Origin of the sequence: Pandoraea sp. B-6 (assembly GCF_000282835.1) — a bacterium.
Lineage (GTDB): Bacteria > Pseudomonadota > Gammaproteobacteria > Burkholderiales > Burkholderiaceae > Pandoraea > Pandoraea cepalis.
Window position 1 is genome coordinate 46,803 of sequence record NZ_KB290558.1, and the last position, 10,228, is coordinate 57,030.

The 10,228-nt window shown below is 65.1% G+C and carries 10 protein-coding genes; 3 read left to right on the plus strand and 7 right to left on the minus strand.

What is annotated here, in order from left to right:
• The 3 genes from A985_RS27775 to hemL all read right to left on the minus strand — a co-directional run.
• On the minus strand, positions 1-800 hold an 800-nt coding region (locus A985_RS27775), incomplete at its 3' end, for a YgcG family protein (protein ID WP_232424701.1).
• Between the two features lie 139 nt (positions 801-939).
• Positions 940-1,554, minus strand: coding sequence for a LemA family protein (locus A985_RS0120775; protein WP_017235299.1), 615 nt, complete (start codon positions 1,552-1,554; stop codon positions 940-942).
• 84 nt (positions 1,555-1,638) lie between these two features.
• Entirely contained in the window at positions 1,639-2,943 is a 1,305-nt protein-coding gene (hemL, locus tag A985_RS0120780) for a glutamate-1-semialdehyde 2,1-aminomutase (RefSeq protein ID WP_017235300.1), read from the minus strand.
• Between the two features lie 131 nt (positions 2,944-3,074).
• Here hemL and rnk point away from each other — a divergent pair, with 131 nt between their 5' ends.
• A complete protein-coding gene (gene rnk, locus A985_RS0120785) occupies positions 3,075-3,500 on the plus strand; it encodes a nucleoside diphosphate kinase regulator (protein ID WP_017235301.1) in 426 nt (141 codons plus the stop codon).
• 147 nt (positions 3,501-3,647) lie between these two features.
• On the opposite strand, the gene A985_RS0120790 is transcribed toward rnk, so the two are convergent.
• Positions 3,648-4,250: a phosphatase PAP2 family protein gene (locus tag A985_RS0120790; RefSeq protein WP_017235302.1), complete on the minus strand. Its 603-nt coding sequence runs from the start codon at positions 4,248-4,250 to the stop codon at positions 3,648-3,650.
• 602 nt (positions 4,251-4,852) lie between these two features.
• Between A985_RS0120790 and A985_RS0120795 the strand changes: the two genes are divergently transcribed.
• Entirely contained in the window at positions 4,853-5,050 is a 198-nt protein-coding gene (locus A985_RS0120795) for a hypothetical protein (RefSeq protein WP_157211540.1), read from the plus strand.
• A gap of 79 nt (positions 5,051-5,129) precedes the next feature.
• The gene (gene mgtA, locus A985_RS0120800) at positions 5,130-7,871 is read left to right on the plus strand and encodes a magnesium-translocating P-type ATPase (protein ID WP_017235304.1); all 2,742 of its coding nucleotides are present in this window, start codon (positions 5,130-5,132) and stop codon (positions 7,869-7,871) included.
• Positions 7,872-8,087: 216 nt separating this feature from the next.
• On the opposite strand, the gene A985_RS0120805 is transcribed toward mgtA, so the two are convergent.
• The 3 genes from A985_RS0120805 to A985_RS0120815 are packed head-to-tail and all read right to left on the minus strand — an operon-like array spanning position 8,088 to position 9,952.
• Positions 8,088-8,615 (minus strand): hypothetical protein, encoded by a 528-nt coding sequence (locus A985_RS0120805; protein WP_017235305.1) that lies wholly within the window; start codon positions 8,613-8,615, stop codon positions 8,088-8,090.
• A gap of 49 nt (positions 8,616-8,664) precedes the next feature.
• Complete coding sequence (dapA, locus tag A985_RS0120810) at positions 8,665-9,546, minus strand: 4-hydroxy-tetrahydrodipicolinate synthase (protein WP_026132226.1); 882 nt, start codon at positions 9,544-9,546, stop codon at positions 8,665-8,667.
• Between the two features lie 55 nt (positions 9,547-9,601).
• Positions 9,602-9,952, minus strand: coding sequence for a hypothetical protein (locus tag A985_RS0120815; protein ID WP_017235307.1), 351 nt, complete (start codon positions 9,950-9,952; stop codon positions 9,602-9,604).
• Between the last annotated feature and the right edge of the window lie 276 nt (positions 9,953-10,228).

A 10,228-nucleotide genomic window follows, 5' to 3' on the forward strand; every position in this document is an offset into this window, starting at 1 on the left:
CCGCCGCCGAAACCTCCGCCGCCGCCATCGAATCCGCCGCCGTCGTTGCGTCCCCAGCCGCCCAGACCGCCCAGGCCGCCACCCAGCCCGGCGCCGAAGCCGCCGGCACCGATGCGCCCGCGTTGGCCGGTGAGCACCCGCGAGCGCGGGTCGGTGGGACCCACGCCCGGCAGACCGGGCCCTTGAAACCGCCGGCGGCTTTCCATCAGGACCACCATCCCGATGATGAAGACGATGAAGAGCAGCGGCAGGAAATCGGACAGATCCGAGTGCGGCGCGCGCGTCGACGGCAAATTCGGGGCGGGCAGCGCCTCGTTGTTCATCGCCGCCTCGACCGCCGCGACGCCGGCGGCCAACCCGCCGAAGAAGTCACCGCTGCGGAAATGGGGGGCCATCACGTCGCGCAGGATTCGCCCGGAGATGGCATCGGTCAGCGAGCCTTGTACCCCGCGTCCGACTTCAATGCGCATCTTGCGCAGGTCGTTCGGATTGTTCTTCGCGATGAGCACGATGACGCCGTCGTCCACGCCCTTGCGGCCGGCCTTCCAGGCATCGGCCACGCGAATGCTGTACTGGTCGATCGTCTCGGGAGCCGTGCTCGGCACCATCAGAACGAAAATCTGGCTGCCGCGTTGTTGCTCGTATTGTGCGAGCTGTGTCTCGAGCGCGTTGCGCTGCTCGGGCGTGAGTGTGCGGGTCAGGTCGGTTACCCGCGCGGTGAGCGCGGGCACGGCCACGAGATCCTCTGCGCTGGCCGGCAACGCCAGCGAGCCCAGGCACGCCAACGCCAGCGCCAGCATCGCCCAAAGCGTCGGTCCCCAATGCCAACTGCGCGAGTGCCCGCCGCGCGCGTCATCCGTCACCGGACGGCGCGTCGGCATTCCACGGCCCTTTGGCGACACCTTGTAGTCCGCGGAGATGGCAGCCATGATCCGATCCTCAGAATTTGACGGCCGGCGCGGTCGAAATGGCCTTCTCGTTCTCGACCGTGAAGTTCGGCTTCGGCCCGTAGCCGAACATCTTCGCCGTCAGATTGTTCGGGAACTGGCGCACATACACGTTGTAATCCTGCACGGCCTGAATGTAGCGATTGCGCGCCACGGTGATGCGGTTTTCCGTGCCTTCGAGCTGCGATTGCAGGTCACGGAACAGACCGTCGGCCTTCAGGTTCGGATAGTTCTCCGAGACGGCCATCAGGCGTGAGAGTGCGCCGGACAGTTCGCCCTGCGCTTGCTGGAAGCGCTTGAACGCCTCGGGGTCGTTGAGCGTCTCCGGCGTGACCGTGATGCTCGTGGCCTTCGCGCGCGCGTTGATCACCTCGGTGAGCGTCGTTTGCTCGTGCGTGGCGTAGCCCTTGACCGTGTTCACCAGATTCGGCACCAGGTCGGCACGTCGCTGGTACTGGTTGACGACTTCACTCCAGGCGGCCTTGACCGCTTCGTCCTTGACCTGAATCTGGTTGTATCCGCAGGCGGACAGCAACGAGGTGAGCACCCCCAGCGCCAACCAGCGCACGAACGATTGGCGAAGCTTTGTCGGCAACGACACTTGCATGATGTTTCTCCCTGTGATGGTCAGACTGGCCGACTCGCTAGGTGTGCGAAATCCGGCCGAAGACAGCCACGTGACCTGCAACGATCACGCAATGGCGCGAAACGCGTCGCGGGCAGCGTCGAGCGTGGCGTCGATGATCGTGTCGTCGTGCGTTGCCGAGACGAAGCCCGCTTCGAAGGCGCTCGGCGCGAGATACACGCCGCGATCGAGCATCGCATGAAAAAACTTGTTGAAACGGGCCACGTCGGACGTTGTAACTTCCGCGAAGCTCTGCGGCACGTTGGCACGGAAGTACAGGCCGAACATGCCGCCGACGCTGTCGCCCGAGAATGGCACGCCAGCGCTCTGGGCGGCCTCGACGAGCCCCGTGACGAGCTTCGATGTGCGTTTGGCCAGATCCTCGTAGAAGCCCGACGCCTGAATCAGTTTGAGCGTGGCGAGGCCGGCGGCCACGGCCAGCGGATTCCCGGAGAGCGTGCCGGCCTGGTAGACGCCGCCCAGCGGTGCCAGGTGCGACATGATGTCGCGACGTCCGCCGAACGCGGCGGCCGGCATGCCGCCGCCGATGACCTTGCCCAGGCAAGTGAGGTCGGCCGTAATGCAGTACAGCGCTTGCGCACCGCCCAACCCGACGCGGAACCCGCACATCACCTCGTCGAAGATAAGCACGGCGCCATGGGCGGTGCACAGCTCGCGCAGCGTCTGCAGGAAGTGACGCGAGCCGCGCACGAGGTTCATGTTGCCGGCCACCGGCTCGACGATCACGGCCGCGATCTCGCCGCCTTGGCCGGCGAACAGTTCGCGAAGCTGTTCGACGTTGTTGTACTCGAGCACGAGCGTGTCGCGCGTGACTTCGGGCGGCACGCCGGCCGACGACGGCGCGTTGCGCGTCGAATCGGCGAACGTGAGCAGGCCGGAGCCGGCCTTCACGAGCAAGCTGTCGGCGTGGCCGTGATAGCAGCCCTCGAACTTGACGATCTTGTTGCGGCCGGTAAAGCCGCGCGCCAGGCGCAGTGCGCTCATCGTCGCCTCGGTGCCGGAGGACACCAGGCGCACCTGCTCGATGGACGGCACGAGGCCGCAGAGGGTCTCGGCCATCACCACTTCGGCTTCGGTGGGCGCCCCGAAGCTGAAGCCTTGCGACATCGCGGCGTGCACGGCGGCGACGACGTCCGGATGCAGGTGGCCGACGATCATCGGGCCCCACGAGCCGATGTAGTCGATGAAGCGCGTGCCTTCGGCGTCCCACATATAAGGGCCTTGGGCGCGGGCGATGAAGCGCGGCGTGCCGCCGACCGAACGGAAGGCGCGCACCGGCGAGTTCACGCCGCCGGGGATGGTCTGCTGGGCGCGCGCGAAGAGCGCGGCATTGGTAGTGTGTTCGGACATGACTTCGACTTTGTGTGCCTAATGCGTCGATTCTAGCGGATGGCGGTCAAGTCCGGGACTTCTCGCCGCGCGGGGCTTCTGTTAGATTGAAGGTCACTCCCTCAACGTCAAGGAAAAACAGGCCCGCCGACATGTTCACCGTCCATTCGCAACGCCCCTCGATCACTGTCTCCACGCTCGACCTTGAACGCCTCGAAGCGCTCATGGCGCAGGCGCCCCGCGCGGCATTGCCGTATGTGGAGGCACTCGAAACAGAGCTTGCCCGGGCGAGCGTCGTCGAACCGGAGCAGATGCCGGCCGACATCGCCACGATGAACTCGGTGGTGCGCTACCGTGATCTCGCCGCGCAGCAGGAACATCGCGTCACGCTTGTGTATCCGCAACATCTGGCGAGCACGCCGAGCGGCATTTCGGTGCTCGCGCCGGTGGGTAGCGCGCTGCTCGGCTTGCGCGTCGGTCAGTCGATTCAGTGGCAAGTGCCAGGCGGCCACCAGATCGCGCTGACATTGCTCGGCATCGATTACCAGCCCGAAGCTGCCGGCGAATACCACCGCTGATCCCCCGTCTCCGACGCCGTACTGGGAGATTCGGTTCTCCCGAGTCTTCCTACCGTTCCTGCCTGTTCGTCAACCCCTCCTGAAGCTTCCACCGCTTCCCGCAGGTCCGCAAACCCGCAGTTCCCGTCGTTTCCCAAGTCCGCCGGCTCAGCGACGCAGCCAGCCGCGCGCAATCGGCCACGCCATCAGGCGGCGATAGAGGGCTTCGAGGATAGCCGCGACGATACGACTCGTCTCACGCGCACTCGCGGTGTGCATGATGAGCGCCACTACGATCGATACCGCCAGCGCACCGACCATATCGAGCGGCCAGTGCACGCCAAGGTAGACGCGCGCCCAGCACACGGGCACGGCGCATAGCAGCAGGAGCCGGCCGAGCAGGCGAGGCGAGCGCGCGAGCGTGCCCATCAGGACGAACGCCGACGTGAACAGGATCGACGCGTGATTGCTGGGGAAGGCACTCGTCGGCGCATGCGGGAGCAGGTTCGTGCCGAGACCGACGACGAACGGCCGCGGTTCGAACCAGGCCAGACCGATCACACCGTTGACCAGTAGCGCGAGCGCTACGCCCAGCAGACCGTGCACGGCCCCCTCGCGGTCGCGACCGCCAGCGAGCCACAGGAGGGTCAGGCCCACCGGGAGCAGCAGGATCAGGTATTTGGCGAGGAGAACGGCGATGGCCAGTTCTCCTTCACTGACATTGGGCGAGGCATTGACGGCCAGGAACAGGGCGCGGTTGATTGAATCCATGAAATTCGGGGAGCGGGAAGCAGAAATAGGCCAGACCGGTTGCCCGGTACGCCACCGGGCGGCGTGCGGTGCCGGTGCCTCGACGGCCGCCGGTGGGCGGTTTGTGACGAAAACATGACAGATTCTGACTGAGCCGCTTCCCGCTGGAAAGTTGCATTCGTCATCATTTTGTAACACGGTGAATTGTCACTTTTCTTTCGACGCACTCGGGGGTAAAATCGCGCCGTCATAGCTCTCAGGAGGTCCTTCCGTGGACAGTAGTTCTAGTGGTAGTTGCCGGTCGGCGCAGGTCGACACCATCACCGCGAGTTAGTCCCCGGGATCTTCCCTGCCGCTAACTCGCATAGCCGGGTTGGCGCGCACCTCTGATGTACGCATCGAATGTCCAATGCCCTTGGCCGCCGCGCCGAAGGGTTTTCTTGGGCCATACCGATAGCGTCCGTCTTTCGTAGCACGCTCCCTAATTTGCTTTACGTCTGCCGTTCGGGCTGTCCCGTTGCGCGCAGGGGTTCGTTTTCAGGCCGTTTGCCGTGGGCGCCGGTGATGAAATGCGAGTCTCTCGTGCGCGCCGGGCCGATTGCCGCGCGGCCGGGAGAATCATCGTGTTCCGTTACTCCATGACCCTTCGCGGAGGCAATCCGCAAGCCCTGATGCTGCCCACCGAGTGCCTGCATCACTATCACGTCGCCCCGCATGCCGAGGACGCCGCTGTCACGGCGCGCCCGGGCGCGAGTGCGCGACTCGGACAGTGGCTGCTGGCGCTCGTGCGTCGCAACGATCCGACCGGACGCGCGGGCTGAGCCTGCGCGATAACGGTCCCCAGGCATCGGCGACTGGCCGGTGCCCAGCGATATCAACCGTATTTTCAGGATGTATCCGATGCAACAAGCTCTCACGTTCAGCGAGCGACTGATTGCGGTGCTTGGCGCGCGCCTTGGCCTGCGCTTCTTCCGCCGCCGCGACATGCTCGAAACCCTCGATGCGCCAGCGCATGGCCACGAGGCACCGCCAGGTTTGCTCGACGCCGCCCGCGACGCCGGCCCCGATCTGCTCGCCCGTCTGCACACGACGCGCGACGGTCTGTCGGATGACGAGGCCGCCACCGTGCGGGCACACGTTGGCGTCAACGAAGTCGAGCACGAAAAACCGTTGCCCTGGTGGCGGCACCTGTTCAACTGCTACCGCAATCCATTCAACCTGCTGCTCTCGGCACTGGCCGCTGTGTCGTACGCGACCGACGACACCGAGGGAACGATCATCATCGCGTCGATGGTGATCATTTCCACGGTGTTGCGATTCGTGCAGGAGGCGCGCTCCTCCAAGGCGGCGGAAAAGCTCAAGGCCATGGTGAGCACCACGGCGACGGTGCTGCGCCGCGAAGTGTTCGGCCATGAGGGCGTAGAGGCCGACCACGTGCGCCGTCTGGGTCGCATGGGCCGTGAAATTGCGTTGGCCGAACTCGTGCCGGGCGACATCGTGCTGCTCGCGGCGGGCGACATGATTCCGGCGGACGTGCGCATTCTCGCGGCCAAGGATCTGTTCGTCTCGCAATCGGCGCTTACCGGCGAGGCACTGCCCGTCGAGAAATTCGCGCACGCTTGCGAGTCCGGCGGCAGCAATCCGCTCGCCTACGACAACCTCGCGTTCATGGGGACGAACGTCGTGAGCGGGTCGGCCACGGCTGTCGTCGTGGCGACGGGGGCGCGCACGTTCTTCGGCTCGCTCGCGCAGCGCGTCACGGCGCAGCAACCGACGGTGACGTCGTTCCAACAGGGCGTGAATCGTGTGTCGTGGGTGCTGATCCGCTTCATGCTGGTCATGACGCCCATCGTGCTGCTCATCAACGGTTTCACCAAGCACGACTGGCTCGAGGCGTCGCTGTTCGCGCTGTCGGTGGCGGTGGGCCTTACGCCCGAAATGCTGCCGATGATCGTGACGGCCACGCTCGCCAAGGGCGCGGTCGTGCTCTCGCGCAAGAAGGTGATCGTCAAGCGGCTCGATGCGATCCAGAACTTCGGCGCGATGGATGTGCTGTGCACCGACAAGACCGGCACGCTCACGCAGGACAAGATCTGTCTCGAACGTCATACCGATGTCTGGGGCCACGCCTCGGAAGATGTGCTCGAGTATGCCTATCTCAACAGCTTCTACCAGACCGGCCTGAAGAACCTGCTCGACGTGGCAGTGCTCGATCATGGGGAGCTGCACCAGCATCTCGACATCGTGAACCGGTATCGCAAGATCGATGAGATCCCGTTCGACTTCCAGCGCCGTCGCATGTCGGTGGTGGTCAGCGAGAACGGCGATCATCACGAACTGATCTGCAAGGGGGCGGTGGAGGAGGTGATGGCCGTGTGCAATCGCGTGCAGCATGGTGCGAACGTCGAGCCGCTCACGCCCGATGTGCTGGCCCGCCTGCGTCGCGTCACGGCCGACCTGAACGCCGAAGGTCTGCGCGTGGTGGCCGTGGCAACGCGCCACTTGCCACCGGTGCGCGACAGTTATGGCATTGCGGACGAGAGCGAACTCGTGCTCGTCGGGTATATCGCGTTTCTCGATCCGCCCAAGGAGTCGACGGCGCCGGCGCTCAAGGCGCTCGCAGCGGCGGGTGTCCAGGTCAAGGTGCTCACGGGCGACAACGATCTCGTGACGGCGAAGGTGTGCCGCGAAGTGGGGCTGGCGGTGAACGGCTGCGTGCTGGGCGACGACATCGAGGCGATGAGCGACGCCGAACTGGCGCACACGGTCGAACGCGCCAACGTATTCGCCAAGCTCACGCCGTCGCACAAGGAGCGCCTGGTGCGCCTGTTGCGCGCGAACGGCCATGTCGTTGGCTTCATGGGCGACGGCATCAACGATGCACCGGCCTTGCGCGCGGCCGACATCGGCATTTCGGTGGACACGGCGGTGGACATCGCCAAGGAAGCGGCCGACCTGATCCTGCTGGAAAAGAGTCTGATGGTGCTGGAGCAGGGCGTGATCGAGGGGCGTCGCACGTTCGCGAACATGCTCAAGTACATCAAGATGACCGCCAGCTCGAACTTCGGCAATGTCTTCTCGGTGCTGATCGCGAGTGCGTTCCTGCCGTTCCTGCCGATGCTGCCGTTGCAACTGCTCACGCAGAACCTGCTCTACGATTTGTCGCAGACGACGATACCGTTCGACAACGTCGACGACGAACAGCTCACGAAGCCGCAGCGCTGGAATCCGGCGGATCTGTCGCGCTTCATGGTGTTCTTCGGCCCGATCAGTTCGATTTTCGACGTGCTGACGTTCGTGGCGATGTGGCATTGGTTCGGCGCGAACAGCGCCGAGCATCAAACGCTGTTCCAGTCCGCCTGGTTCGTCGAGGGGCTGCTGTCGCAGACGCTCATCGTGCACTTGATCCGCACGCGTCGCATTCCGTTCGTGCAGAGCCGCGCGGCATGGCCGTTGCTGATGATGACGGCCGCCGTGATGCTGATCGGCGTGATGCTGCCGATGTCGCCGTTCGCGGACACGTTCAAGATGCAGGCATTGCCGCTCGCGTACTTCCCGATGCTCGCGGCCATCCTGCTCGCCTACGCTGTGCTCACGCAAATGATGAAAGGCATGTTCGCGCGACGGTTCGGGTGGCAGTGAGCGCGCGCGCCTCGGCCTGACGCACCACGCCAGCGGCGAGAGGATCGCCGCTGGCGTTCACCTCATGGGTTCCGGGGACGCTCAGTCATCTACCCAGGTCCCGGACGGACGGTCGAAATGTTGGCTGCGAGGGGCGAAGACGTCGCGCGCATCGTCGAGTTCCAGCGTCACGTCGAGCGCGCCGTCGTTATCGCGTGTGGCGCTCGCGAACTACGGTCAGCTTGAGTGTATTCGCATTGCGACGTCAGTCGAAGCGCAAGGACCGTGCGCGACCTCCACACGGCGTTTGGGTGACACGGTGATGTCCAGTGCTGCATACAGCTCGTCGAGCGCTTCCCGTGTGCCGACGAGCAGCGCCGTCGTTTGCCCGCTCATGTCGGTGACGACGCTCACGAGCGTTTTTCCCTGACAGGTCTCGCGCGCCGCAACGAATTGCGTCGAGGTCAGAGCCGCGAGCGTGGCGAAGCGGTCGGCCTGCACTAGGCCGTTGATCTGGAAGACAGGTTGCGTGGCGCCGGTGGCGCGCAATGCGAGTTTTACGTTGACACCATCGCTGCGGGCGCCAAGCGCGGTGAGCAGCTTGTCGCGTCCCTGCGGACCCAGCGCGCAGCGATCGCCGTGAACCCATCGTGAAATCGTGTTGCCGGTCATGCCGGTCGCGTAGGCGAGCCTGGCCAACGGGGTGCCCGAGAGCTTGATCAGCAGACGGGCGATGGTGCGGTGACGCTGTTCGATGTCGTCCATATCGGGTCTCGTGTCGTGGGGAAGGGCGGACAGGCCGCGCCGTTCGGACTCAGAAGGCCATCGTCACTTCGAGCTGGACGTCGATCGCTTTGCGAAGGGCGTCCGAGCACGGCATGAGCGGACGACGAACCGTCTCCGGGCACAGGCCCAATGACGCGAGCGCGGCTTTGATCGCCACGGGATTGGGCTCGGAAAACAGGCGTCGGATGAGCGGCTTCATGCCGTTGAAGAGCATTGTGGCGTGCACCATGTCGCCCTCGCGCGCGTAGCGAAGCAGCTTCAGATAGAGATCCGGCCGCACATGTGCCGCCGCCGAAATGCATCCGCGCGCACCGGCGTGCAGTGCGGGCAGCAACTGCATATCGTCGCCGCACAGCACGGGCATGGCGACCTGCGACGGCAGGTGCGTGAGCGAATGCTCGTCGCACTCCTTGATCGCCGCGAAGGCGCTGTGTGATGCCAACGCTCGGATCGTCTCCACACCGAGCGCCACGCCAGTACGCAGCGGCACGTTATAGAGCACGAGCGGTTTGCGCGTCACGGCTGCCAGCGTGCGGTAGTGCCAGAGGATGCCGTCTTGCGACGGTCGCAGATAGTAGGGCGGCGGCACAAGGTAACCGGCGAGCGGCAGATCGTCGAGGCTGCCAATCTGATGCGCGGCGTCCGACGTGTCGGCCGCGCCGACGCCAGCCACGACGGGCGCATGGTCTTGGGCGAGATGGCACGCGGTCTCGACGAGCCAGCGGCGTTCGTCGGGGGCCAGCAGCGCACCTTCGCCCGTGGTGCCGGCCACGACAAGACCGCTGACCCCGGCAGCAAGGTAGAAGTTGACCAGACGGGCGAAGGCGCTGCGATCGATCTGTGCGCCGTTCGCGCCTGTCATGGGCGTGACGAGGGGAATCCAAACGCCTTCGAAGATGGCTGGGTTCATGGCGGGGGGCGGATTGGCGGGGCGAAGGGGGCGGAACACCGGGGACGTTGAACGCTCAGGCGGCGGGGCGAAGACGCAGCACACCAAATTCAGCTTCTGGCAGCGATTGCATGACGGCGAGCATGGCCCGCGAGGCTTCGACGCGCGGCAACGCAATCGATACCACGGCGGCGGTATCGTGCCGGATCGGGCGAATTGTCTCGACGCGCCACGGCAGCGGCAGGCTCATCGCCAGCGTGACGGCGAGCGTGGAGACGGCCGCGCGGCTGAGCGTGATGTCGAGCGTTGCATCGAGACGTGCGCGTGGGGGGCACCGATGGCGCTCACGCGCGGCGGAGAAAGCGTCGGCCAAGACGGCACTTGCATCGGGAGGTTCCAGACGGGCGCGTTGGGCGATGGTAGGCATGGCAACGTGTCGATTGACGACAGGGGTGACGACGGAGCCAGTCTAGGGATGCATGAATAAAAAAGGCGTCAAGATTTCTTGACGCCGTCCCGACGCGGCGGCAGCCCCACGGTCATGGCGGGCTTCGGCCGACCGCATGAATCCCATCGTCGTGTGACCTGACAATCGCCACCCGCAACCTATACTTTCAGAATGATTTTGTTTGCCATCCGCAGAAGGTGAAATCGCGCCCCGCAGGCGTCGCGTGGTATACGGCGCGGTCATCCAGCCAAGACG

What these genes read in the sequence shown, in the direction of transcription:
- A985_RS0120775 (WP_017235299.1), bottom strand. Translation starts at nt 1,554, where the DNA reads ATGCAAGTGTCGTTGCCGACAAAGCTTCGCCAATCGTTCGTGCGCTGG.
- hemL (WP_017235300.1), bottom strand. Translation starts at nt 2,943, where the DNA reads ATGTCCGAACACACTACCAATGCCGCGCTCTTCGCGCGCGCCCAGCAG.
- rnk (WP_017235301.1), top strand. Translation starts at nt 3,075, where the DNA reads ATGTTCACCGTCCATTCGCAACGCCCCTCGATCACTGTCTCCACGCTC.
- A985_RS0120790 (WP_017235302.1), bottom strand. Translation starts at nt 4,250, where the DNA reads ATGGATTCAATCAACCGCGCCCTGTTCCTGGCCGTCAATGCCTCGCCC.
- mgtA (WP_017235304.1), top strand. Translation starts at nt 5,130, where the DNA reads ATGCAACAAGCTCTCACGTTCAGCGAGCGACTGATTGCGGTGCTTGGC.
- A985_RS0120805 (WP_017235305.1), bottom strand. Translation starts at nt 8,615, where the DNA reads ATGGACGACATCGAACAGCGTCACCGCACCATCGCCCGTCTGCTGATC.
- dapA (WP_026132226.1), bottom strand. Translation starts at nt 9,546, where the DNA reads ATGAACCCAGCCATCTTCGAAGGCGTTTGGATTCCCCTCGTCACGCCC.
- A985_RS0120815 (WP_017235307.1), bottom strand. Translation starts at nt 9,952, where the DNA reads ATGCCTACCATCGCCCAACGCGCCCGTCTGGAACCTCCCGATGCAAGT.